27 protein-coding genes and 1 pseudogene are annotated in these 23,869 nt (G+C 34.8%); 11 read left to right on the top strand and 17 right to left on the bottom strand.

Annotation, left to right across the window (positions count from 1 at the left end):
- Positions 1-5: 5 nt before the first annotated feature.
- The 9 genes and pseudogenes from IPM51_15165 (at position 6) to IPM51_15205 (ending at position 8,855) form a co-directional block, all read left to right on the top strand.
- Positions 6-1,010 (top strand): (2Fe-2S)-binding protein, encoded by a 1,005-nt coding sequence (locus tag IPM51_15165; protein ID MBK9285640.1) that lies wholly within the window; start codon positions 6-8, stop codon positions 1,008-1,010.
- Between the two features lie 3 nt (positions 1,011-1,013).
- Positions 1,014-2,072, top strand: a complete 1,059-nt coding sequence (gene nuoH / locus IPM51_15170) for an NADH-quinone oxidoreductase subunit NuoH (GenBank protein ID MBK9285641.1) — start codon at positions 1,014-1,016, stop codon at positions 2,070-2,072.
- A 39-nt stretch (positions 2,073-2,111) separates the two neighbouring features.
- The gene (gene nuoI / locus IPM51_15175) at positions 2,112-2,714 is read left to right on the top strand and encodes an NADH-quinone oxidoreductase subunit NuoI (protein ID MBK9285642.1); all 603 of its coding nucleotides are present in this window, start codon (positions 2,112-2,114) and stop codon (positions 2,712-2,714) included.
- 9 nt (positions 2,715-2,723) lie between these two features.
- Complete coding sequence (locus tag IPM51_15180; GenBank protein MBK9285643.1) at positions 2,724-3,236, top strand: NADH-quinone oxidoreductase subunit J; 513 nt, start codon at positions 2,724-2,726, stop codon at positions 3,234-3,236.
- 24 nt (positions 3,237-3,260) lie between these two features.
- A complete protein-coding gene (locus tag IPM51_15185) occupies positions 3,261-3,629 on the top strand; it encodes a four helix bundle protein (GenBank protein ID MBK9285644.1) in 369 nt (122 codons plus the stop codon).
- 20 nt (positions 3,630-3,649) lie between these two features.
- Complete coding sequence (gene nuoK, locus IPM51_15190) at positions 3,650-3,949, top strand: NADH-quinone oxidoreductase subunit NuoK (protein ID MBK9285645.1); 300 nt, start codon at positions 3,650-3,652, stop codon at positions 3,947-3,949.
- Between the two features lie 23 nt (positions 3,950-3,972).
- Positions 3,973-5,859 (top strand): NADH-quinone oxidoreductase subunit L, encoded by a 1,887-nt coding sequence (gene nuoL, locus IPM51_15195; GenBank protein MBK9285646.1) that lies wholly within the window; start codon positions 3,973-3,975, stop codon positions 5,857-5,859.
- Positions 5,860-5,873: 14 nt separating this feature from the next.
- Positions 5,874-7,333, top strand: a pseudogene (locus tag IPM51_15200) (NADH-quinone oxidoreductase subunit M).
- A 130-nt stretch (positions 7,334-7,463) separates the two neighbouring features.
- Positions 7,464-8,855 (top strand): NADH-quinone oxidoreductase subunit N, encoded by a 1,392-nt coding sequence (locus IPM51_15205; protein ID MBK9285647.1) that lies wholly within the window; start codon positions 7,464-7,466, stop codon positions 8,853-8,855.
- 325 nt (positions 8,856-9,180) lie between these two features.
- Here the strand turns inward: IPM51_15205 and IPM51_15210 are convergent, their stop codons facing one another.
- The 5 genes from IPM51_15210 to IPM51_15230 form a co-directional block, all read right to left on the bottom strand.
- Positions 9,181-9,357: a T9SS type A sorting domain-containing protein gene (locus IPM51_15210; protein MBK9285648.1), complete on the bottom strand. Its 177-nt coding sequence runs from the start codon at positions 9,355-9,357 to the stop codon at positions 9,181-9,183.
- Between the two features lie 7 nt (positions 9,358-9,364).
- The gene (locus tag IPM51_15215) at positions 9,365-9,889 is read right to left on the bottom strand and encodes a hypothetical protein (GenBank protein MBK9285649.1); all 525 of its coding nucleotides are present in this window, start codon (positions 9,887-9,889) and stop codon (positions 9,365-9,367) included.
- Positions 9,831-10,190, bottom strand: coding sequence for a hypothetical protein (locus IPM51_15220; GenBank protein ID MBK9285650.1), 360 nt, complete (start codon positions 10,188-10,190; stop codon positions 9,831-9,833). Before IPM51_15220 ends, IPM51_15215 begins: the two co-directional genes overlap by 59 nt.
- Positions 10,159-10,650, bottom strand: a complete 492-nt coding sequence (locus IPM51_15225; GenBank protein ID MBK9285651.1) for a hypothetical protein — start codon at positions 10,648-10,650, stop codon at positions 10,159-10,161. Before IPM51_15225 ends, IPM51_15220 begins: the two co-directional genes overlap by 32 nt.
- A gap of 577 nt (positions 10,651-11,227) precedes the next feature.
- Positions 11,228-11,446 carry a hypothetical protein gene (locus IPM51_15230; protein MBK9285652.1) on the bottom strand — a complete coding sequence of 73 codons (219 nt, stop codon included), beginning with the start codon at positions 11,444-11,446 and terminating at the stop codon, positions 11,228-11,230.
- Positions 11,447-12,450: 1,004 nt separating this feature from the next.
- Here IPM51_15230 and IPM51_15235 point away from each other — a divergent pair.
- The gene (locus IPM51_15235) at positions 12,451-12,549 is read left to right on the top strand and encodes a chorismate-binding protein (GenBank protein MBK9285653.1); all 99 of its coding nucleotides are present in this window, start codon (positions 12,451-12,453) and stop codon (positions 12,547-12,549) included.
- Between the two features lie 57 nt (positions 12,550-12,606).
- Positions 12,607-12,780 (top strand): chorismate-binding protein, encoded by a 174-nt coding sequence (locus IPM51_15240; GenBank protein MBK9285654.1) that lies wholly within the window; start codon positions 12,607-12,609, stop codon positions 12,778-12,780.
- Positions 12,781-13,587: 807 nt separating this feature from the next.
- Here IPM51_15240 and IPM51_15245 read toward each other — a convergent pair.
- From IPM51_15245 to IPM51_15300, 12 genes are all read right to left on the bottom strand, one after another.
- Positions 13,588-13,818, bottom strand: coding sequence for a hypothetical protein (locus IPM51_15245; GenBank protein ID MBK9285655.1), 231 nt, complete (start codon positions 13,816-13,818; stop codon positions 13,588-13,590).
- Positions 13,819-14,043: 225 nt separating this feature from the next.
- Complete coding sequence (locus IPM51_15250; protein MBK9285656.1) at positions 14,044-14,322, bottom strand: hypothetical protein; 279 nt, start codon at positions 14,320-14,322, stop codon at positions 14,044-14,046.
- Positions 14,323-15,412: 1,090 nt separating this feature from the next.
- Complete coding sequence (locus IPM51_15255; protein ID MBK9285657.1) at positions 15,413-15,643, bottom strand: hypothetical protein; 231 nt, start codon at positions 15,641-15,643, stop codon at positions 15,413-15,415.
- Positions 15,644-15,735: 92 nt separating this feature from the next.
- The gene (locus IPM51_15260) at positions 15,736-15,975 is read right to left on the bottom strand and encodes a hypothetical protein (GenBank protein MBK9285658.1); all 240 of its coding nucleotides are present in this window, start codon (positions 15,973-15,975) and stop codon (positions 15,736-15,738) included.
- 1,761 nt (positions 15,976-17,736) lie between these two features.
- Complete coding sequence (locus tag IPM51_15265; GenBank protein ID MBK9285659.1) at positions 17,737-17,961, bottom strand: hypothetical protein; 225 nt, start codon at positions 17,959-17,961, stop codon at positions 17,737-17,739.
- 1,179 nt (positions 17,962-19,140) lie between these two features.
- Positions 19,141-19,296 (bottom strand): hypothetical protein, encoded by a 156-nt coding sequence (locus tag IPM51_15270; GenBank protein MBK9285660.1) that lies wholly within the window; start codon positions 19,294-19,296, stop codon positions 19,141-19,143.
- Positions 19,297-21,074: 1,778 nt separating this feature from the next.
- Complete coding sequence (locus IPM51_15275) at positions 21,075-21,251, bottom strand: hypothetical protein (GenBank protein ID MBK9285661.1); 177 nt, start codon at positions 21,249-21,251, stop codon at positions 21,075-21,077.
- 18 nt (positions 21,252-21,269) lie between these two features.
- Positions 21,270-21,626 (bottom strand): GH3 auxin-responsive promoter family protein, encoded by a 357-nt coding sequence (locus IPM51_15280; protein ID MBK9285662.1) that lies wholly within the window; start codon positions 21,624-21,626, stop codon positions 21,270-21,272.
- Positions 21,627-21,738: 112 nt separating this feature from the next.
- Positions 21,739-21,945 carry a GH3 auxin-responsive promoter family protein gene (locus IPM51_15285; protein MBK9285663.1) on the bottom strand — a complete coding sequence of 69 codons (207 nt, stop codon included), beginning with the start codon at positions 21,943-21,945 and terminating at the stop codon, positions 21,739-21,741.
- A gap of 52 nt (positions 21,946-21,997) precedes the next feature.
- On the bottom strand, positions 21,998-22,189 hold the full coding sequence (locus IPM51_15290) for a hypothetical protein (protein MBK9285664.1): 192 nt from the start codon (positions 22,187-22,189) through the stop codon (positions 21,998-22,000).
- Positions 22,190-22,430: 241 nt separating this feature from the next.
- Entirely contained in the window at positions 22,431-22,541 is a 111-nt protein-coding gene (locus IPM51_15295) for a hypothetical protein (GenBank protein MBK9285665.1), read from the bottom strand.
- A 42-nt stretch (positions 22,542-22,583) separates the two neighbouring features.
- Positions 22,584-22,757 carry a GH3 auxin-responsive promoter family protein gene (locus tag IPM51_15300; protein ID MBK9285666.1) on the bottom strand — a complete coding sequence of 58 codons (174 nt, stop codon included), beginning with the start codon at positions 22,755-22,757 and terminating at the stop codon, positions 22,584-22,586.
- Positions 22,758-23,869: the final 1,112 nt, after the last annotated feature.

Below are 23,869 nucleotides of genomic sequence, written 5' to 3' on the forward strand. Positions count from 1 at the left end.
TTAAAATGAAAGTAACAATAGATGGTATAGAAATTGATGTTCCTAAGGGAACAACTATACTTCAAGCCGCCCGAATGATTGGCCCTGAAGTTGCACCTCCAACCATGTGCTATTATTCAAAATTAAAAACTAGCGGTGGCTATTGCCGAACTTGTATTGTAAAAGTTACACAAGGTAGTTCTGCTAATCCAAATCCTATGCCTAAACCCGTGGCAAGTTGTCGTACGGAAGTAATGGATGGAATGGTAGTAGAAAATGTTACTAATCCTGATATTTTAGAGGCAAGAAAAGGAGTGGTAGAATTTTTATTAATTAATCATCCGCTTGATTGTCCGGTGTGTGACCAAGCCGGAGAATGTAAGTTACAGGATTTAGGTTACGAACACGGTTCTGCTAAAACACGTTTTGAATTTAAACGTCGCGAATACGAAATGATTGATATCGGTGATAAAATTAAACTGCACATGAATCGTTGCATTTTATGTTATCGTTGCGTTAAAACGGCCGAACAATTTACAGATGGAAGAGTTCATGGTGTCGTACACAGAGGAGATGCGGCAGAAATTTCTACTTACATCGAAAAATTTATTACCAATGATTTTTCCGGAAATGTGATTGATGTTTGTCCGGTTGGTGCATTAACTGATAAAACTTTCCGTTTCAAACAAAGGGTTTGGTTTACTAAACCTATGGATGCACATCGTGATTGTCCAACTTGCTCAGGAAAAGTTAGATTATGGCTAAAAGGTGAAGATGTTGCTCGGGTAACGTCTCGCAAAGATCAGTGGGATGAGGTGAAAGATACGGATGATGGAAAACCGGGATTTATTTGTAATTCATGTCGCTACGATCACAAGAAAAAAAGTGATTGGGTAATCGAAGGTCCAACGCACATCGACAGACACTCGGTTATTTCACAGGGCCATTACGAGCACTTAAACGAATTAAAAACAAAAATACTTAAGCAACAAAAAGCATTAGGCTTTATTCCTTTTGATAAAAGACCGTAATATATGATAGCATTTGTAATTTATAAATTTATTGTTTGTGTGGTGGTATTTGGCCTTTCATTAGGCGTTGCCGCATATTCCACTTGGTGGGAACGCAAGCTTTCTGCCTTATTGCAAGATCGTGTGGGGCCAAACCGCGCTGGTCCAATGGGTTTATTACAACCTTTAGCGGATGGCGGTAAAATGTTTTTTAAAGAAGAAATTATTCCAAACGTGAGTAATAAGTTTTTATTTATACTCGGGCCAAGTATGTTTATGGTAACTGCATTACTTACCGGAGCAGTTATTCCCTGGGGAAAATCATTCACTTCAGAGGCCGGTGTTACTTATTCATTTCAGATTACAGACATCAATATCGGCGTATTATATTTATTAGGCGTGGTTTCTATTGGAGTATATGGCATTATGATTGGCGGATGGGCATCTAATAATAAATATGCTTTATTAGGTGCAATCAGAGCTTCATCGCAAATGATTAGTTATGAAATTGCCATGGGCATTTCAGTAATAGCTTTAATCATTACTGCCGGTGGAACTTTAAGTTTGGCGGAAATTGTAGAACAACAGGACGCCGGATACGCAAACGTAGTGTGGCAACCTTTAGGATTTTTAATCTTTTTTATCTGCGCCTTAGCAGAAACCAATCGAGCCCCTTTTGATTTACCGGAATGTGAAAGTGAATTGGTGGGTGGATTTCATACCGAGTATTCTTCTATGAAACTAGGATTATTTTTATTTGCCGAATACATTAATATGTTTGTTTCTTCAGCGGTAATGGCGGCCTTTTATTTTGGAGGATATAATTTTCCTTTTGCCTCGGAATTATATAGTGCTTTGGGCTTGCAAGAAGGATCATGGTTAATTACCTTAATCGGATTTGGAGCCTTCTTTACAAAAATATGCATTTTCATTTCCGTATTTATGTGGATAAGATGGACACTTCCGCGTTTCAGATATGATCAATTGATGAATTTGGGATGGAAAGTTTTATTACCGCTTTCACTTTTAAATTTAGGAATAACTGTGATTGTAGAATATTTCAGAGGGCACATCACTTTTTAAAAATTAAAGAATTAGTTATATCAAAATAAAAAACTAAAAATGCAATTAACCAATAGAAGTAAGGTAGTTTCAAATAAAACTCAAACAGCAATGGAGAAATTATATCTTCCTGCCATTGCAAAGGGAATGTTGATTACTGCAAGTCATTTATTTAAACGTCGCGCTACGGTTATGTATCCGGAGGAGATTAGAACTATGGCTCCTGTGTATCGTGGCACACACGTTTTGAAACGTGATGAAAACGGTGCGGAGCGTTGTACGGCTTGCGGATTATGTGCGTTAGCTTGTCCGGCTGAAGCGATTACCATGGAAAGTGCAGAACGTAAAAAAGGAGAAGAAGGATTATACAGAGAAGAGAAATATGCGCGTACGTATGAAATAAACATGTTGCGCTGTATTTTCTGCGGCTTATGCGAAGAAGCTTGTCCGAAAGAAGCAATATTTTTAACTGACCGTATGGTGGATGCTGAATATGAGCGGGAAGATTTTATTTATGGGAAAAATAAATTAGTAGAGAAAACCGATAAACGAATTGATGTGAGTAAACGTCAGACTCCAGAGGTAGCGGCATTTAAAAAAATCCCGGGCCTAAAACACAATTCAATGTGGGAAGGAAAACAAATTAATAAAGGAAAACATTAATAGTAGCATATGTTAGGTTATACAATTACACAATGGTTATTTGGAATACTTTCCTTTTTGGCAATTATGTTTGCCTTAATGGTAGTTTTTAGCCGAAATCCGGTGAATTCAGTTTTGTATCTGGTTCTTACATTTTTTTGTATTGCCGGACATTATATTTTAATGAATGCGCAATTTTTAGCTATAGTTCACATCGTAGTTTATGCAGGAGCCATTATGGTTTTATTCCTTTTCGTAATCATGCTCATGAATTTAAACAAAGATACAGAACCTCAAAAAACCGGATTGTCTAAAATTATTGCAGCTGTTGCAGGGGGCTTAATGCTTTTTGTGATGGTTGGAAGTTTGAAAGGAGCTGAGCAACTGAATTTATATACGTATGGTTCTTCCCAAATAGGTACCGTTAAAAATCTAGGAAAAGTTTTATTTAGCGAATTTTTATTCCCGTTCGAAGTAGCGTCCATTTTATTACTGGCTGCAATGGTTGGGGCAATTATGATTGGTAAAAAAGAAATACGCTGAATTTAGATTGAAGAATTTAGAATTATGAATAAGAATGATTTGATAAATAGGACTAAAAAATTTGCAATTGAAACCATTCAATTTGTTAATACCTTACCTAAATCTAAATCAAATGATGTGGTTACATATCAAATATTGAAATCTGCGACTTCAGTTGCAGCAAATTATAGAGCATCATTGAGAGGAAGATCAAAAGCCGAATTCATTTCAAAATTAAATATTGTTTTAGAGGAAGCTGATGAATCAATGTTTTGGTTTGAATTAATTGATGCGACTAATGACAATATTGATAAAAACAAATTAAAAAATTTGCATAAGGAAAGTGATGAGTTATCGGCAATATTTACATCTTCAATAAAAACAGCTAGAAAAAATCTAACTTCTAAAAACTAAAATCTGATATGATAAACAGTATATCCATAAATTATTATTTGCTGTTAAGCGCAGTGTTATTTATAATAGGTGCCGTTGGTGTAATGGCTCGCCGTAACTCCATTATTATTTTTATGTGTATTGAATTAATGCTTAATGCAGTTAATTTATTACTGGTAGCATTTAGTACTTTGCACGGAGATGCAAAGGGGCAAGTTTTTGTATTTTTTATTATGGCGGTTGCGGCAGCTGAAGTGGCCGTTGGATTGGCAATTCTTAGCATGATTTATAGGAACGTGAAGAGTATTGACACAAATCTCCTAAGTAATTTAAAAAATTAATTTTTGATATTAAGTAAAATATTATGATAAAATTAGTCGGACTAGTACCATTATTTCCTTTGATTGGTTTTTTAATCAACGGATTTTTTGGCAAGAAAATAAGTAAATCGCTAAGCGGTAGTATAGCTTCTATTAGTGTACTCGCATCATTTGTGCTTTCTATTTTAATTTTCATGGAACTAAATGGCTCTGCCGAAAAATCTCATGTTATCAATCTTTTTTCATGGATTAGTTCAGGCTCTTTAAATATTCCTTTTGAATTTTTAGTTGATCCGCTTTCTTCTTGGTTTTTACTTATTATCACCGGAATTGGTTTTTTAATTCATATTTATTCTATTGGTTATATGCACGATGATGAGGGATTCTCCCGCTTCTTCACGTATTTAAACCTATTTGTGTTTTTCATGCTCCTGTTGGTTTTAGGAAATAATTATTTAATCATGTTTATTGGTTGGGAAGGGGTTGGTCTTTGCTCTTATTTACTCATTGGGTTTTGGTTTAAAAATACAGCCTATAATAATGCAGCAAGAAAAGCATTTGTGATGAACCGCATAGGAGATTTAGGTTTTCTATTGGGAATCATTTTAATTTTTGTTACTTATGGAAGTATTTCTTATGGGGAGGTTTTTGCAAAAGCAGGTACAGTAAATACTTCGGTGGTTACCACCATAGCCTTATTATTATTTATTGGCGCAATGGGAAAATCAGCCCAATTGCCATTATACACCTGGTTGCCTGATGCTATGGCGGGTCCAACTCCTGTATCCGCTTTAATACATGCGGCCACTATGGTTACTGCCGGTATTTTTATGGTTACCCGCTCAAATATATTTTACTCCATTTCGGATACTGCAGCCATGGTTGTTGCCGTTGTAGGAGCAGCTACCGGGTTATTTGCTGCTACTATTGGTTTATTGCAAAACGACATTAAAAAAATATTAGCATACTCAACCGTTTCTCAATTGGGATTAATGTTTTTGGCTTTGGGTGTTGGCGCATACAGCTCAGCTGTATTCCACGTTACAACTCACGCATTTTTTAAGGCGCTTCTTTTCTTAGGAGCAGGTTCTGTTATACATGCCATGGGTGGTGAACAGGATATCAGAAAAATGGGCGGCTTAAAGGGTCATATTAAAATTACATTTCTAACTATGCTCATTGGTTCTATTGCCATAAGTGGTATTCCTCCATTCAGTGGTTTTTTTAGTAAAGATGAGTTGTTAGCGCATGTGTATGAACATAACAAAGTACTATGGATTATAGGAACAATCACTTCTATGCTTACTGCTTTTTACATGTTCAGAATGATGTTTATCACTTTCTTTGGAAAGTTTAGAGGAACTCACGAACAAGAACATCATCTTCACGAATCGCCATCAACTATGACAATCCCTTTAATTGTGTTAGCAATATTGTCGGTATTAGGCGGACTGTTAGGATTGCCTGAATTTTGGGGAATGCCAAATTGGATGCATCACCATTTGGATGAGATTATTTTACGCAAAAACCCAAGCATTATGCACCATGATACAGAATGGATGCTTATGGGTATTGCGGTGGCAGGTGCTTTAGCAATTATTTATTTTGCCTATAATATGTTTATTAAGTCCGGAGTACTTCCGGTTCAAAAAGAAGAACAACTTAAACCTTGGCAAAGGCTGATTTATAATAAGTATAAAGTAGATGAAATTTACGATGCGCTTATCCGTAAGCCTTTGGATATATTATCCGAAGTGTTTCATAAATTTATTGATTTAGCCATGATTGATGGAATTGTGAATGGCGTAGGGGCGGCGGTAAGAGGACTTGGATCCGGCATACGATTACTACAACAAGGTAACATTGGTTTTTATGTTGTAGGCATGGTGCTTGGTGTTGTTTGTATAATATTATTAACCTTTTTAATTTAATTTCTGAATAGATTATGCTTACACTTACATTAATAGGATTTCCACTACTGGCAGCTTTGTTGGTATTCTTTTTAAAAGGAAATTCAGCCAGAAATGCAGCGCTTGGATTTTCTATAATAGAATTTCTATTATCCATTGCTGCATATTTTTGTCATAAAGGTGATCCGGATTGCCCGATGCTTTCTGCTAATTATGCCTGGGTAGCTTCATTGGGCATTCACTTCTCCGTTGGGATAGATAGTTTGAGCTTGCTGATGGTTTTGTTAACTGCTTTTTTAGTTCCACTAATCATTCTTTCTTCATTTAGAAACGAATATTCAAATCAATCTTCATTTTACGGATTGATTTTAATTATGCAAATGGCATTGGTTGGCGTTTTTGTTGCAAATGATGGTTTTCTATTTTATGTATTCTGGGAACTTGCATTAATTCCAATTTATTTTATTTGTTTATTATGGGGAGGAGAGAATCGAGGTGCTGTCACCTTTAAATTTTTTGTGTATACATTATTGGGTTCCTTGTTCATGCTAATCGGATTAATTTATTTATACAATCACACCGGAGCTGATGGATCAAAATCGTGGGCAATTCAGGAATTGTATGAAGCCGGAAAATCACTGGGGGATAAACAACAAGGTATTGTATTCTGGTTAATATTTATTGCATTTGCTATTAAAATGCCAATTTTCCCTTTTCATACCTGGCAACCCAATACCTATGTGAACGCACCTACACAAGGTACCATGTTATTGTCCGGTATTATGTTAAAGATGGGAACTTTTGGAGCCATCAAATGGTTATTGCCAATTGTACCAATGGGGTTAGAACAGTGGGGCGGAACAGCCATGTTGCTTTCAGTAATTGGTGTGGTGTATGCTTCGTGTATTGCCATTGTGCAAAAGGACTTCAAACGTTTAATTGCTTATTCTTCTATTGCTCACGTGGGATTAATTTCCGCCGGAATATTATCACTTAACCAACAAGGCTTACAAGGCGCGGTAATTCAAATGTTAGCACACGGCGTAAATGTGGTTGGCTTGTTTTTAATAGCGGATATATTATTGCGACATACCGGTACCCGCGAAATTGATAAATTAGGAGGTATTCGTAGTATGAATGGAAACTTCTCAGTGCTATTTTTAATTGTTTTATTGGGTGCTGTAGCTTTACCGTTAACGAATGGATTTGTTGGTGAATTTTTATTAATAAATGGCGTGTATCAGTTTAGTGCCACAATGGCGCGTTTGCAGGATTGAGTGTAATATTAGGCGCAGTTTATATGCTCAGAAGTTATCAGGGCATTATGCTGGGAGAAAAGAAAGATTCACATATTGCATTCGGATCTCTAGCATCCACTGATAAAATTGTATTAAGTATAATTTGTATTGTGATTATTGTTTTTGGAGTTTATCCTAAACCTTTAAACGATTTGGCCGAAGAAGGAATTAAAATGATTATGTTATCATTAAAATAAATTTGAAATTAAAAAGTGAGATTATAATATTATGAAATGAAGCATAAAATTTAACATTATACGCACCGATAATGAATAAATTTTATGCGGCATTCCATGTAACCTTTAAAAACTTATAAAATAAATACACATGAAAGGAATGTTAATCATAAGCGGACTAGGGATTGTTGCCATGCTGGCAGAAATATTCCGCTTTAAAAAACTTTTATTACCACTTGTGTTATTGGGTATTGTAGCTGCATATGCATTCAATTTTATGGAATGGAATCAGCCTTGCAGTATTTCTTATTTTGATAACATGATAGGTTTTGATAAAATTGCACTGGCTTTTTCCGGAATTATTTTAGCAACAGCATTTTTATGGTTTATTCTGGCCAATGATTATTTCTCCAACGAAAATACAATTGTTGATCACGTGGCACTTGTTTTGTTTGCCTTAACGGGAGCGTTGATGTTGACGTCGTTTAAAAACATGACTACTTTATTTTTAGGAATAGAAATCATGAGTATTCCTATGTACGTTTTAGCATCCAGCGCAAAAAATAGTTTATATAGCAATGAAGCCGGATTTAAATATTTAATCATGGGTTCTTTCGCCAGTGGATTTTTATTGTTTGGTATAGCTTTAATTTATGGCGCTACCGGCACTTTTGACATGAGCGCCATTCAACAGTATATTGCTAATCATTCAGGTGATATGCCCATGTTTTTTTATGTAGGTGTGATGTTAATGTTGGTGGCCATGTGTTTTAAAGTTTCTGCCGCTCCATTTCATTTCTGGGCCCCGGATGTTTATCAAGGTTCTCCAACGTTAATAACCGCGTTGATGAGTACTGTAGTAAAAACCGCAGCCTTTGCCGCATTTCTTCGTTTGTTTATGATAGGATTTGCGGGAGTAAGTCCTATATGGACCGGAACACTTGCTTCTGTTGTGGCTTTATCTTTAATTATCGCCAATTTTAGCGCAGCCATGCAAAATAACGTAAAGCGTATGTTGGCTTACTCAAGTATTAGTCATGCTGCATTTATGTTGATGGTTATTTTAGCCAATGTAAGAAGCAATTTATCGATTGATGCTATTTTATATTACTCATTTGCTTATTCAATTGGATCCATTGCGGCTTTCGGTATTTTGTATAACGTTACGCGCAACGGCAATGAAGATATCTCTGCATTTAACGGTTTAGCAAAAAGAAATCCGGCATTGGCACTTTGTATGAGTGTGGCCATGCTTTCGTTGGCAGGTATACCAATCACTTCCGGTTTCTTTGCAAAGTACTTTGTATTTTCAGCCATGATTGGAACAGGATATAAGTGGTTATTGATTTTAGCGGTTTTAACTTCCGCAGTTGGCGCTTATTATTATTTAAAAGTAATTATTGCCATGTATTTTAAAAATCAGGAAACGGAAGAGTCCATTGAAATTAAACCTTCTAACTCCTTTGTGATTGTGATAGCCTCTATCGTTATTATTGCAATTGGGGTTGTTCCCGGATTAATTGCCGATATGTTTAAGTTTTAAACTCAAGAAAACGAAAGTTTTTGATTGGAAGAATTTTTTAGAACGCCTGTGCACTACCCACTAATCTTCCTCGCAGTAAAGTGGGGGTAAAATACTAATTTTCAAATCTTCTAGTTTATTGAACCATATTTTCACTTCGAGTAGTCCCCCATTTAGCGGGACGTATCGAGAAGTGATTCTTCGAAGCAGTTCTCGATACACTTCATTTCATTTCGCTACTCGAACTGACAATAAATTGTTTTGCTATTAATCATAGCAATATTTTAATTCAGAATACTTTACTTTTGTATTATGATTCAATTTCAAAAAAGAAGAAGCTTGAATATTAATTTTTAATAAAACTGTTTTCAGTAGACTTGCCGAATTCATCTACCACCCGAACAATATATCTTCCATTAGGAAATTGTTCCAGGTTAATTTTTAAAGCTGCACCGGGAATAGAATTCTCTTCTAATTTATTGAATACACGTTTTCCGTTTTGATCAAATACTTGTATAAACAATTGATTACTAGAAAAAGATTTTGGCACAAATAATTCTAAATTGTGTTGCGGGGTTAGGTTGTACTTTTAATTTAGTGCTTAATCCTTTCACAATGTTTACCATTTTAGTTTGCGTGAATTTAGCATCTGAGTGCCCAATGTCATATAATTTTAATTTATAGTAAACTTGTCCGTAATCTCCCGGATTTAAATCCAGGGCAGAATATTTTTTTAATGTATTTGAATTACCTGCCGCTTTTATTTTTTCAATAGATGTAAAATTAAAGCCATCAACACTTCTTTCAATTTCAAAATAATCGCTGTTCATTTCGGAACTCGTGGCCCAATTCAATTCCACATTTGTCCCGTTATAGTGCGCATTAAATTCCAAAAGTTCTATGGGTAAAATAAAACAGTTTACAGTTATGGGTGTTGTGTTAGCCGCGCAATCAGAACCTTTAACCATGTCTACGCCTAAATTATATGTTCCGGGACTATTGTAAACGATAGTGTATGATGCTCCTCCGGCGCAAAACGTTTGCAGATCCTGCACCTCCGTATGTAGAACCGTTTGCAGAACCGGATAATGCACCTCCGCCTGTAACAACACCACCTGGAAAAGTCCATTGATAATTTTCTGGCCCACCACCGTAATTATTTCCAACATCCGAGCAAGCAGTAACGGTTACCGGACAAGGAGAACCACTCGGAGGATTCATTTGAACGTTAATAGCGGGTAAGGGGAGTGTGGCAGATTGTGTAGTTATAGCAACGACGTTTGTTGCAGTGTTTCCACATTGATCTGTAATTGTACAAGTGTAATTAGTTAGTTGTGTTTGGAGGCGGGCATACATTTATAGAATTACCAGCGATTGCGCCCGGATTCCATACATATGAGTAAGCTGGTACACCATAATTTCCAGTTGCAGATAATACTGTGCAAAAACCTGAGCAAAATGTTGTTCCGGAAGACGAATTTGGAACAGGTGGTTGTTCTACGGTTAATCCTTGCACGGTAACTATCCAAGAATTATTTAATGTATAATATCTTGTAGTTCCGCAGACTCCATCATTTTGAGCACAATTAATATTTTTTACCTGGAATGGAACGACAGTTGGGTTGCAGGAAGGAAGATAACATGTTGCCAAGTTAGGAACCGACAAATTAGTTGTGTTACAAGTTCCGGATGCAATTGTGTTGCAACTCCACCAGCTATTGGTGTTTGTGGGGTTTTCTCCACATGGACCAACCATTCTAAAGCCCGCACTTTGCATTGGATTTCCTAATGTGGCAATATATACCATTGACCACAATACATTAGTAATTTGCCCACCTCCCGGAAAGGTTACATTTAAAGTCCCTCCTAAACACCATGTGGATGAATTCCCGCAAAAACCATTCCCTGGATTATAGTTTGTAAATCCGATATTTCCGGCGGACCAAGTATTTATTTCCGGATATCAATGGATCAACGGTTACCGGATATGAAGTGTTAATGTCCATGACCAACTCGCCTTAACCATCACTTGCAAAAATAAGTGTTGCCCAGATATTTTATTCTATAAGCAGTTAAATGGGATGAGGCTTTTGTTCATTACTGTCATATACTAAGGGTTCCCAATTCTACCAACTTCAAGACCGTTAGACATATTTATAATAATTAATTCTCCATTCCAATAACCAATAAGGGATAAACACCCCCCCTCTAAAGTATCTTTAAATATCTTATATCCTATAGGTAATGTAATTTCTCTTCCAAAAGGCAAGCCAACCTAAAAATTCGGCAAATTTGGCGAAGCGTTTAAAATGTAATTTGTTTTTACACTTCCTCTGTCAAACAATATAGTTCTATCTGTTCCCTGCCAATACCGGTAGTTTTTGCCCCCGTCTTCACCAATAGTAGTTGGAGGCTAAGTTTCCATTACCAAAAATAATATTTTCACTATTATTAATTACATGATAAACTTTATTGTTTTTGTTAAATATCAATTCAAATTGACTTAATAGAATTGAAGTATTACCATTTATGGAATTATAAGATGTGGGCATTTGCTGATTAGGAGCATAATATTTGTTGGCTGTGAACGGATGAGTTTTAGTCGGCATCAATAGATTGAGTGATTATTAGTATTCTTGAAAGGAAGTGGGCAAAACCTTTTTGAACAAAAAAGTTGGAGCCATTGCTTCCGTTTTTAATAAAATATCGGCTACTGTCCCGTTCAGCGATCAATTAATTCAATACAATCACTGCATTGGGTGTTGTAAGGATTAATGCCATATTCAGGATGTGATTTAAATGCTTCTTGAGTTTTCAGGTCTAATTACTGCTTACTGATAGGAGACGGACTGGGGCTAAAGAAGTGTAGTTCTCGAAAGCGGTTTTTAGGTTGCATACCAATTTCGCTAACACTCGTTTGTGCAAAATGGTATTAATACACAAACAGTATAAAAGGATAAAATATTTTAATCTTAATAAAATTCATGTGATTTGGACTATTAAAGTTACAAAGTCGCGTGGATAAGTTGATAATTTAGTTAGGATTGTAGGCAGATTAGCATCTAAAAAATCTAAAAATACAAGTAGATTTTTAATTAATCAAAATAAGCAAGAAGGAGGAAAGTTTATTAAAATGGAATTAGCTCTTCTGTTAAACAATTTTTCATTGGAGTGAACTCTCTTATTGTCTGATTAAATATCAGCATCCCCTTGAGGAAATACAATTGATTTTTAGATAAATAATTCAACAGTTTACCATCCAAAAGTCAACATGAGTGAGCTAAAATAAATTAAAACCTATTATTTCTAAGGGAATATCTTACAAATGTTAAAAAAAATTAATGCTTGAAATTGCTTTAGGAATATTTATGAATTTAAATTATTGCTTGGAATTTTATGCCGAAGGAACAAAATTGACCCGGAATCTCTTATTTCTAAAACTCTGCAGAAATTAGCAAGGCTCCTTATGTTTCCTTAGTAAAATAGGAGCAATTTATTATTTGCGCTAGTCCGGAGTTGTTTTTTAAAAGAAGGACTCCAACTTTTTACAAAACCCATAAGGAACCATACGAAAGGAGAACGCCGGAAGAAGACGAACAATTAAAAAAGAAATTATTTGAGAACAAAGAAAAGGACCGAGAATGTAATGGCCGTGGATGTGGCCCGGAATGATTTATCGGTAATTGCAAAACGGGGAAGTGTAAACGTAAAATAAATTATATAATATGGAAAGTTTTGAAACAAATGCATCAAATGGTAAGCACGGTGCAGTGTGCTCAAAGAAAATGCTGATTTTGATACCATTATCGAGGCCACATTTCCGATGGCCAGTATGACAGGAGCTCCTAAAATAAGCGCTATGAATTTTATTGAACACTTTGAAAAATTTGCAAGAAGGTATTATTCCGGGGCAATGGGTTTGATAGAAGAAAATGGGGATTTTTGATTGTGTGTAATTATCCGAAGTATTTTTTATAATCCAAAACAAATCGTTTGTCTATTGCGGTAAACGGTGCCATAACGTACCTGGGCGACCGGAGCAAGAATATAAAGAATGTTTATTAAAAGCAGGAAAACTTTATTAAGAAGCTTTGAATGCGGAGATAAATTAATCTTTAATAAATATCACTGTTTATTTATCATCTGCGTCAATTTTATTAATGTAATGATTGGTTGGTAGAAATGAATTTTGAATTCGTTTGGCGTATTGAATGCTGTGTTATTTCCAATTGTTTTTCTTCTATTTTATTTTCTGAATTTGAGTCTCTTTTCTTTTAATTCGATTATGCGTTTTGTTTTTAATTACATTAATGATTAACCATAAATAAAACCAAATACACCAATAAGGTAATACCCCGAACAAAGCATACTTTTGTGTTTTTCATTTTCTAATTTTAGCTCGGGCAACCTTTTTCTTCTACAATGATTAAACTATCAGCAGCTGCTTTTTTGGAAATTCGTATTTTACCTGGGCTTTAAAGTTTGATTTTCTGAAATCTAAATTTCGAATGCTATCTCTTGTATAAACATAAATTTCTTGAAATTTTAGGGCCTGACCTGTTTTTCCCAATTCTTTATAGGAACATTACTATGAAGAAATACTTTTAATGTATTTAAAAAACCACTATTCTTTTGTATCTCATAAGCTAATTCTCCATTTCTGTCGATTTATGATAACTTTTTGTACAGAAATAGTAATAACAAAATATTGTTCATGGCTACAATTATTCCGTTTTTATCATCCAACTCTTTACTAATATGTAGTGATTGCAAAACAAGCCAAAGCTTTTTCTCTTTTTCGGGTAGTGTAAAATAGCACCGTATCAATTATGTCTTTTTCTCCCGAATCCAAATATATCATGCCTATATTATTGAGGGTATAACTCATTTGTCTTTTATCCCCTAACTTTTTACGAATACTTAAACTACGATTATGGCACTCCAAAGTAACATGTTTTCTTTTCTGTCGGCATAAGTGCGCCAATGTTGTTTAAAGAGTTTGCTGGATAAGCCAAATCACCAATTTCTTCTTGAATTTTTAAACTACGCAAATAATATTTCTAATGCTTTATCTTTATCCCTTGATCACTGTAAAGTACACCTATGTTAATCAGAGATATATGTGTTTTTCTTAAGCCCTAATTCTTCTCTAATTTTTAAAGCACTTAAATAATGTTCTAAGGCTTTGGATATATTTCCTTAATTCTATTCAAATATCGCCCCATGTTGTTATGAAATTGGATATTCCATCCTTATTATTTATTTGAATACGTAATAGCAAACTTTGATTGTATAGCTCAGAAGCGCTTCCATTTAATTGGCCGTTGAGACCGTGTAAATAACCTTCATTTCCAAGCGCATCAGCTAGGCATTTAGTGTGAAAGTTAAAATTTTGATTATTTAATTCTTTTAATTTTTTAGTGCAAGAGATTTTTGCTTGTTTGTTATGTGAAGGCCAAAACTCCTCATCATTAGCCAATTCAGCCAAAGAACCCTAAGAGGCTTTGTTTTGATTGAATCGTTAGTCATTGTTTTCAATATATTTTTAAGTGAATCCAATTTCTGGCCGTAAGGAATTAAAAAGGGCCATTAGAAATAATAGAAAAATATGTCTTTTAAAACATATTGCAGGAATTTAAGAATGAAGTTTGACAAAACAAATGATGATGGGAAATACAGAAAAATGCGGCGGGGTTAAAGATAATTAAGTTTTACTTTAATTCTTTATCGCATCCTTATAAATCTCTATATCTCTTACGAGATTCAACTACATAAATACTGCCGGGGTATTTGGTGAAGCACATCCTGATAAGCCGGTTTGGCTTTTCTTGATCGAGCAAATTTCTTTCATACAATTCAGCCAATTTAAATTGAGCGTCATCCCCATACAGTTCATTCGGAAAGTATTCTAAATATTTTTATACATGCTTTCCGCCTCCGTGTTTACCTGTTGATTTAAAGATCTGCACTTTTTTAAAATAAATATCATCTCACCTAAAGTGTGCGTGCAAAATGTTTTATTAATGCTATCTAATGCTAACAAGGCGCATCAAAATTATGTTGCAGTACCATTAATTCGGATAAAGCAAAAATCTGTAAAGGCACAGCATTGGTATCTACACCAATGGCATCGAATAATTAAAGCAAAATCAGGAAGGCATCATTGGCAATTAATTTGCAATTTGCTCCTTTTAAGATATCGGCTTGTTTTTGGCCCATTCAAAATCTCGGCATAAAAAACTCAACTTCGCATTTCTGAATTTACACTCTTGCCCAATGGCCTCGTATTTAAAATCTTTTCAACTTGAGGAATACAATAACAAAGCATCCCAAATTTGCCCAATGATTACATAAATATCGGCTTGTAACATTTTTATATTCTGCTTTGTTACTGCTTCCAATCCGGGTTGTGTAATTATGGTCTCAAAATTTCAATGGCTTGGTCGGCTTTATTTAAATAATAGGCTTGCAGGTTGGCGAGTGTTTTTACAATAAAGGCATTGAGGTGAATTTTCTCCATAAATTTCCTGCGCTTTAATGAGCTTATTTTCTAAAGGCCAATAAATCTTCTTTTTTTTTTAGGTTAGGCAATAGCGGTGAGCCTTGTATTCCACATGTAAAATATCAGCGCGAGCTCCGTCATAAAATAAATTATTGGGACCTTTTTGAATGATGTATTCATAACAACGATAGGCTGCATCCCAGGCTTCATTGGCCGTGCAAATTCGAGCTAAGTCGTAAATGCGACTTACTTCTTCATTTGTTTTATCTAATGCTTTTAGTTTGTACAAATGCGCCGTCAAAATCACTCTGTTGTTTTAAAATAAACACCAAGTTCAATAAAATTAGTTTATCCGGATTTTTGTAATCGTTTTGAAGTTCTTACTTTAGTATTGGGTTTTCATTCCACCTTCTCATCATCATAACCTAAGGAGTTTTGTAAAAAAGTTTGCGCCATCAATATTTCAGTTTCTCTGAATTCAAGCGCATCCAGATGTTGATTAATCATACTCACTAAATCTCCTTTTTTTTTATACACTTCCCTTTTCATAGAAGTAAGGATAATCTTTGGTTTTACCTTATCATATACATTCAATGAATAATCATATAAACCATCTTCAACAAATGCATTGGCTAACATTTGCGCGTATTATTGAATGGATGGAACTTCTTTGATTGCTTTCTCGTAAGCTTCTTTTCTTTTGGGATTTTCTTCGGCTTTATAATGCACGGGCAAGGTAAACGTATAAATACACGTTGTATGGGTTGGCTTTCAGAAATTTTTGGTGATTTTTCGGCTTTAGAAAAATCTTTTAATGTAAACAAACTCCTGATAATAAGAAGGAAAAATACCGTGCTGATTTTTTTTTCGAATAAGTCTTCAAAGTAAATGTTGGCCTTACCATATTCCCGCTGTTCGTAATACTGCGTGGCTAAGGCATATTCATTGCCTATGAACAGGTTTGCGCAAGGCCTAATCTGAAAGAAACAAAAAGTAAAAGTATAAAGCAGTTCTTTAAATATTAGTACATTAAAGATACTTGTAATTTGAATAGATGCCTATAATTTTAAGGGATTTTGTGTTGGCCGAAAAAGAATAAAGTGAGAAGTTTAATTCTGAAAATGCAGGTAAACTTCGTTGCCGTTGTTTTGAAATTCAATTTTATCGGCCAGATTTTCCATTAAAAAACGCCTCTGCCATTTATTTTTCGGGGTTAGCCGGATCGGTAGGGTCAAGGAGGTTAGTGTAATCAAAGCCCGGACCTTCATCTTTTTATTTTTAAAGGTAAGTTCCGCCCATCGTTGACCTCGAAACCAATATGTACTTGTTTTGCGGATCATTTTTATTGCCATGAGACTTAGCGTTGTTTACCGCTTCGGTTACCGCAATTAAATATTACCGTAACTATCTTCATTTACTTTATAAACCTGGCAAACATCATCAATTAAGCGTTCTACCAGTGCAGATTTTTAGGACTAGAACTTATTTTATATTTTCACCTTTGGACGGCACCATTTACGTTATTGAAATAATTATTTACTTTTTCCTTATAAACCAAGGGGTTAAACCCGGAGGTACGGTATTCAGCAACTCCAGTTCTTTTCTTTCAATCTTTATACTCTAAAACTGATAGGGTTGCTTAAATTTTCCATTTTTGCCTCATTACTTTTGCGTTATTCATCCTGTTCCCTTTCCCTCTCAACTTTCTCACTTTCAAGCAGTTTGGTTAAAATTTGTTGTTGGCGCTTCATGGTTTCATTGCTAATCTGGCGATTTACAATGCTCTTTTCAGTTTGTTCCATCATTTCCATCATTTCTCCTCCCGGATTTCCCCCTTATCTTTTAATTTACTCATCATTTCCGCAATTTGTCGGCGTATGGCTTCTTGTTGCATGACCATTTAAGCCAACTGTTAACCTGCTTCCGGGTATCTGTACTGGGTTGAACGTTTTCCTAGCCCACCTTCACAGGTTTTAGGTCCTTTTTATCCCCAGTTTTATCCCTGACTTTACTGCCGTTTTCAAGGGCTTTTAAGTTGTTCTAATTGCTGAGTTAATTGTTCTTGTAATTGACGCATGTTAGGCGTGCCGGGTTTATCGGAAGGTTTTTTACCGACCCCTACCAGCCTTTTGCATTTGCCTTTGCCGGGCATACCCTGCATTTTTGTTGTTGTTTCATTTGCTCTTTCTCATTTTGTTCGAGCGATTCGTTTAAAAATTTCGAGATTATTAACGCAAGTCATGGTTGATTACATCGGTATGGTGAGCTCCACTGGTATTTCTTTCCGCTAATGATTTTACGGTTTATCCATGTTTAAGTTAATGGCATTAATTTACGCGGTTTACAATGGCACTAATTTGCGGGGCTCTTTTACTTTAGAGACCAATAAACTATCTTCAGTTATTTTACTGTCGATCTTTCAGTTTGTTTTGTACTTGCTGGAATTTTAACGTACAATGGATTATCAATTCGGGTTTTAGGTAATTCTTTTACTAATTCTTCTTGAGCATAAGACAGGTTTAATAAGTTTTCAAGAATTTGACGCAGGGCTTCAGCGTTTTCTTCCTGTTGCTGACTCTCTTCTTCTTCCATGGATTTTTCCATGTCTTCCTTCATCTCATTCATTTTTCGCCTGCCTCCTTTTGCGACTTCAATGCATTTCTTTTATTTTCTTCAATGATTCCGAACTCTTTTCTAAGTCTTTACTGATTTCTTCTTTTAGACCTATCATTTTTGGGAAGCGACATGGGTACCTCCAATTCACTGTTTTCTTCTCTATATCTTTTAATTCTTCTTTTAATTTATCAAATTCTTTATTTATGGCATCTTGTTTCTTTTCTAACTCTTTTGACTTTTCTTCGTTTTTGTTTTCTTTTTATCCTGGGACGCTTGTTCAGTTTCTTTACCTAGTTCATTTCTTTGTTTTTAACTCGTCGGGTTTATCAATAGCAGTTTGCATTTTTGTTGCGCTTCCGATTGTTTAAAGGCTTCCAAATTTCGTCGAGTTCTTTTTCAATATCTTCATTAGTTGAATTTGAGTTCGTAATTTTGTTGAATTTCATTTCTATCCATTTTTCCATCAACTTATTTAGCAACTCATCAAAGATTTTTCATTTTCCGGAGTCATTACATTTTCAAACAATTCCTCTAGCTGTTTCTGTTTCTCTACGTCTTTTCATCGGTTTGCCGAAAACTGATTTTATTGCTGATTATTTAATTGGTTTTGTTGTTTTACTTCATCCACTTTAGTTCTTAACTCATTTGTTTTTAATAAGTTCCTCAATTTTCTTTTTCTCCTCATAGCCCAATTGTTTTTCTCGTTGATTTGTGGCCATTTTCATTTTACATCTTTTGTAATTGCTTGGCTTTTTAATACTTTCTTCTAAATCTTCTTTTATTGCGTTGTTATTTTTAGAGGTAGCTTCGTTTATTTTTACATCTTTGGTTGGGGCTTTAAAAACACATTAACTGTGTTTTGGTGGATTTAGCACCGTTTACTCCATCATTGTCACACCTCAAATAATCTTCTATTTTTATCACTTACGGGGCCCAATTCAAAACGATTAGCATCAAAAAATGATAGTAGGGTTGCGTAATTTGTTTACTATCGATATTAATAGGTTTTGATCGGGAAAGTTCAGTTTTTACCGCTGGAATCGGTGCTGTATTTTTATATTGAAATTCAAGCGAGTAAATCCATAATCATCTTACATGACCGCTGAAATAAACATTACCGGTTTCCCACGAATCTTTTTCTCACTTACTTCAATAATGGGATATTGATCGGGCATTACACGAATGCTGCTAGTTTACCGAATCTATAAAACTTTTTACTTTTTGATTTACGGCTTTTATGCTATACGAACTGCTTTCCATAAATCGTTTACCGTAAGTAAACAAATCCATAGAACTGTGCGCGGTGCTGTATACGCTATCGGCAATACGTAAGATACAAATCATCGAGGTGTTTTTGGTGTTGAAAGTCCAACTACTTTTGTGCCTTGCAGAATTTGTAAATCACCGCCTTGTTAAGTCGCTCGTTATTTTTGCAAGTAAGCCGGATAAATAAGCTGGAGATTAAATTGGCAATAAGGTAGGTTTTGGGAAAGCTTTGAGTTCATATTCTTTAGAATCGAAGCCGGCGGCATTTAAATGAAAAGGCGTATTCATCCCGAAGTTTTTAAAGTAAAATAAAAATTGCTTTTACTTTCTTTCTCCAATTTATATTCAATTCCTTTGATATTGATAGCTAATTCGGCCAGTAACTGATTTCCTTTTACTTCTACATTAAGGGGAAATCTTTAGTTTGAAGCGCTTCCAGTTTTATCATTTAAAAGATTTATTTCGAAAAGTGTTTCTTTTTCGTAATAAGTGGAATAATTAACCAAACGAGCTGTACTTTGGCGATCACTTGTGGCCATAAAATAAAAGTGCGAGGAGAATAATAAAAGCGGAATTATATATTTTAAATATTTTTTATTTTCGGATAAATCTATAGCTGTAGAAAAGGAACGGGCTCTAGTTCTTTAATTTTTTGATTGATTCCGGCGAGTAGCAAGTGTCCGGATCCGTTTAAAAGCTGATTATTTTGAAGTTGCAATACATTAAGCAATTTATCCTGAACGCTGTTAAAGTGTGAACCAATAATGTCGGCCGCCTGATCATTGAAATAATCTTGCCTATTTTATTCAGTTTTAATAAAGGAATGGTAATGTATTTAATAAGCTCCGATACTACAGCGCTGAGAAACCAAAAATAAAATACGGCGCGGGTAACCGAATCAAATTCACCAAATATTCCAACAATACAACGGTTAAAAAAGCCGAAGTAATATCCCACCGGAATAAATGAGGCCTTTTAAGGAGTGATTTTTGTAATACTTGCGTTACAAACTCGTCCAGTTTTCAATTAAAAATTTTGTTGTTGCTGCATTCTAATGGTTAGATGCTTACAAAGCTTAATTTACCTCACATTTCATGTATTAAATACCAGGATGGCTTGGTTCAAATATATAACAAAGGAAAGTTTTCTTGTATGAATAATTGTTAAAGAGGGTGAAATTTGAATAATAAATGGGATGACGCTGGGTCCAGTATTTGTCCGCCTAAGGGCCTTATAGATTTACTACGGCGATGGAGTCGGAATAGGATAAATATAATAAACGCTTACCTATTTCTACACTTTTGCAGCCGGATCCATTAAGGATAGGTTTACAGCCCTCCTCAAACAACTTATGGTTGTAACTACAAATAGATGGATCTTTCTGATAATAAATTAAATAGTCATTTACCCTAAACTTTTGTATATTTTTAATGCGAGTAATTTACTATAGGCGACAAAATATCAAATACGTAAATTCCGGTTTGTGGACAGTTTAAATACAAATAATTATTGTATTCGAGCATAAATTTAGGTTCAATTCGCTTTGCAAAATTTGTTTTAACTTACCGGTTGAGGCTTTTAAAGTTTTCATTAAACCGGGTTAGTTCATTGTTTTGTTTATCAATATTGTCCAAAAACTATTATTGGCACTGGCACAAACCAGCACTCGGTTTGTTCATGTCCCAATGCTTCTAAAGAAAATAATCTCGCTATTGGAAGTTAATTGATTATCTAAAACGATTGTTGAAAATCACGGTAGTATAATAAATTTTAATGCAGTTAACGGCATCTACACTGGTAATGCTTCCTAATTTTAGGTTACTGTATCGATTAAAAGGTACCGTTTTTTAAATACTTTAAGAGTTCATCATCACGTTCACCGCATAGATGTTTCCTAAATTATCGGTAGTAAAATAATTGTGTTTTGTTTTAATGGTGAATACAGGTCCAGCATCGGGCGGAACGAAATTCACGAATAAGAAAAGAGATACAGAGATAGCGCGAATCGTAAAAGAGAATTTGATATTTTTCATCAGAAATTCAATTATAAACTAAAATTTAATTAAAAAACCGGTTGAATTTCGTTTAAAAGAACAGCAAAATATCTTGGCAATTTTTCTGTCGTTACATAAACGAGGTACTTTATTTTGTCCGCCCAATTTATTTTTGAATTTAAGCCAATTATAGAACAGATTGGGTAGTACTTTTATTACTTGAGGAACTTTTAAAGAACAATCATTTATCTTTGATTCATAATCGCTGTTTTGACTTTTTAAGCTTTCGTAGAGCAGGGCCACAAAATATTCAAAATTATCAGGTTCTTTTTCAAATTCAATAATCCATTGATGGGCTCCCGATGAGGTATCCATAAACAAGGGCACAACTGTATAATCATTGACCAGGAGCATGCGATTTTCCCAAGCCCATGCAATTGCAGAATCCGTATTATTGAATCATTAATTCTTCTCCGAATACATTTTAAATATTGTTTTGTTACCACTAATTTTGAATCGATAGGGGTTAGTACTTATAAATTGTACAACGTCGCCCAAAATCATATCTCCATAAACTGGCATTGGATGTAATAATCATGGCATAATCGATGCCAATTTGTACATCTTCCAATGGTATACATCGATTATATTCATTATTTTTCAAATATTTTAATTCTAAAAACTCATAGTAAATACCATAGTCGAGCATTAAAAGCATTTCATCGCTTTTCAATTGATCTTGAATGCCAAAAAACCTTCAGAGGCGTTATAGAGTTGACCGTAATTTACTTTAGGACTAAAATATTTCGGAGAATTTTTCCTGATAAGAAATTGAAACTAACGCCGCCATGAAAATACACTTCTAAATTAGGCTGACATTTTTTAAAATGATCCGATCCTTTTAATTCAAGAATTCTATTCAGCAAAACCAACATCCAACTGGGTACACCGGCTATGATGGTTACGTTTTCATCCATCATACTAAGGGCAATCTTTTCGGTTAACCATTCGCTATCAGCATAATGTTCACATCAGGAGCTCTGAAATAATCGGCCCACATTAGGAAGATTTTGAATGATGACCGCACTTACATCGCCATGAAAATTATGATTTCCAAATTGATCGGTTTTAAACTTCCTGCTAAACCAGATTTTCCGGTGAATAATTTGGTTTGGGGATTAATGTAACAATCTTAAAGTAACCACTTCTCTTCCGGCATTATGGCCAATAGCCGTTTAAGAAACTTTCTTCTGAAGCAGGAATGAATTTACTTTGATCCGTTGTGCCTTTACTTTTCGCAAACCATTTAATATCACTGTACTTACAAATATTTTGTTCCCCTTTGAGTTCTTTCTATGAAGGTTTAAACTTTCACATATTAACAACAGGCACTTTGTTTTTAAATTCATGCCAACTGGAAATGTGGGCAAATGAATATTTTTTAAAATATTCCGGTTTTGACGCATCTTTTAATAAACTGCTTAACCATTCGCTTTGTATCAATTGGATATTTAATGAATATTGTTTGATGCATTCTTTTTTCATCAACCAGCTGGCTATGGGTTTAAAATCGCCATTTTATTTTTTAAATGCGTTAATTAATTCGGTATAGGAAAGTGCATTTAAACACATTTCTTTTGGTAAGCATTTGCCTGCGTGCCGGAACAAGCCCAGTAATACATATCGAAAACCTTCGCATGATGTGCATCGGGATTAATGGAAATTAGTTATTTTTCGATACAATACTGTGTCCATCTCCAGTCAATATCTGTCCCGATAAGGATGTGCGTTTAATTCAATATGTGCACTTTATTAGCGGCACAAGCGTCTATTACTTTTTATGATGGATGGGATAACCAGACCTGGCTAACCCCAATCGTCCGGTGGGATGACCAGAATACTGGTATAAGGTTTTCAATATTTAATTAATCGGGTGGTTTGTTCTTCCGTCACTTTTTAAGTAGAATGAATGGAAGCCACAATAAAATCAAATGTTTTTAATGTTTCTTAAGGATAATCAGGGAGCCATCCGATAAAATATAACCCCCAATACCTTTTAAAGTTTTAAAGAAAGTTTCTTTAGCATTTAATTTATCTATTTCTTTTGTTGTAGTTTTACTTGTTCAATACTTAATCCCTGTGCGTACACTGCGGTTTTAGAATGATCGCAAATGCCAAAGTACTCAAACCCCAATTGTTTACCCGGTACATGGCCATTTCTTCGAGGAATGAACACCATCGCTGTAAAGGGAATGATTATGAAGAATGCCTTTTAAATCGGTAGCACGTTATTAATTCAAGATATTATTTTGGGCAGCCAACTCTAACTGTTTAACCCTTCTTAATTCGGGTTCAATATATTGCAGATGAAGTGCGCTGTAAATTTGCTTCTTCATCTGAAAAAATATTTTCTTCTAAATTATAGAAAGCCACATTTATTTAAATGATCGGTTGTTGCTGTTAATTCAAAAAGTTTGAGATGAAATTCTTCCGGCTCACAATAAATAAATTCAGCAGCAAGTGGAATTCGTTTTTCTAATTCGGCGGTATCGCAATTCTTCTTTCCGTCAATTAAAATTTGAATACTATCATAGTTTCACATTTTCTTCGAATTTGCCCGACGAGGCGTACACTTAATTCAGATTGCTGGTTGCTAA

The organism is Sphingobacteriaceae bacterium (assembly GCA_016715905.1).
In the GTDB taxonomy this organism is placed as follows: Bacteria; Bacteroidota; Bacteroidia; order B-17B0; family Aurantibacillaceae; genus Aurantibacillus.

Excerpts from the sequence above, each read along its gene's own strand:
- nuoH (MBK9285641.1), top strand. The coding sequence starts at position 1,014 with ATGATAGCATTTGTAATTTATAAATTTATTGTTTGTGTGGTGGTATTT.
- IPM51_15165 (MBK9285640.1), top strand. The coding sequence starts at position 6 with ATGAAAGTAACAATAGATGGTATAGAAATTGATGTTCCTAAGGGAACA.
- IPM51_15185 (MBK9285644.1), top strand. The coding sequence starts at position 3,261 with ATGAATAAGAATGATTTGATAAATAGGACTAAAAAATTTGCAATTGAA.
- IPM51_15290 (MBK9285664.1), bottom strand. The coding sequence starts at position 22,189 with ATGGATGAAAACGTAACCATCATAGCCGGTGTACCCAGTTGGATGTTG.
- IPM51_15275 (MBK9285661.1), bottom strand. The coding sequence starts at position 21,251 with ATGAAAAATATCAAATTCTCTTTTACGATTCGCGCTATCTCTGTATCT.
- IPM51_15265 (MBK9285659.1), bottom strand. The coding sequence starts at position 17,961 with ATGAATGAGATGAAGGAAGACATGGAAAAATCCATGGAAGAAGAAGAG.
- IPM51_15270 (MBK9285660.1), bottom strand. The coding sequence starts at position 19,296 with ATGATTTGTATCTTACGTATTGCCGATAGCGTATACAGCACCGCGCAC.
- nuoL (MBK9285646.1), top strand. The coding sequence starts at position 3,973 with ATGATAAAATTAGTCGGACTAGTACCATTATTTCCTTTGATTGGTTTT.
- IPM51_15280 (MBK9285662.1), bottom strand. The coding sequence starts at position 21,626 with ATGCTCCTGGTCAATGATTATACAGTTGTGCCCTTGTTTATGGATACC.
- nuoI (MBK9285642.1), top strand. The coding sequence starts at position 2,112 with ATGCAATTAACCAATAGAAGTAAGGTAGTTTCAAATAAAACTCAAACA.
- IPM51_15205 (MBK9285647.1), top strand. The coding sequence starts at position 7,464 with ATGAAAGGAATGTTAATCATAAGCGGACTAGGGATTGTTGCCATGCTG.
- IPM51_15220 (MBK9285650.1), bottom strand. The coding sequence starts at position 10,190 with ATGTATGCCCGCCTCCAAACACAACTAACTAATTACACTTGTACAATT.
- IPM51_15300 (MBK9285666.1), bottom strand. The coding sequence starts at position 22,757 with ATGAAAAAAGAATGCATCAAACAATATTCATTAAATATCCAATTGATA.
- IPM51_15260 (MBK9285658.1), bottom strand. The coding sequence starts at position 15,975 with ATGTTAGCCAATGCATTTGTTGAAGATGGTTTATATGATTATTCATTG.
- IPM51_15180 (MBK9285643.1), top strand. The coding sequence starts at position 2,724 with ATGTTAGGTTATACAATTACACAATGGTTATTTGGAATACTTTCCTTT.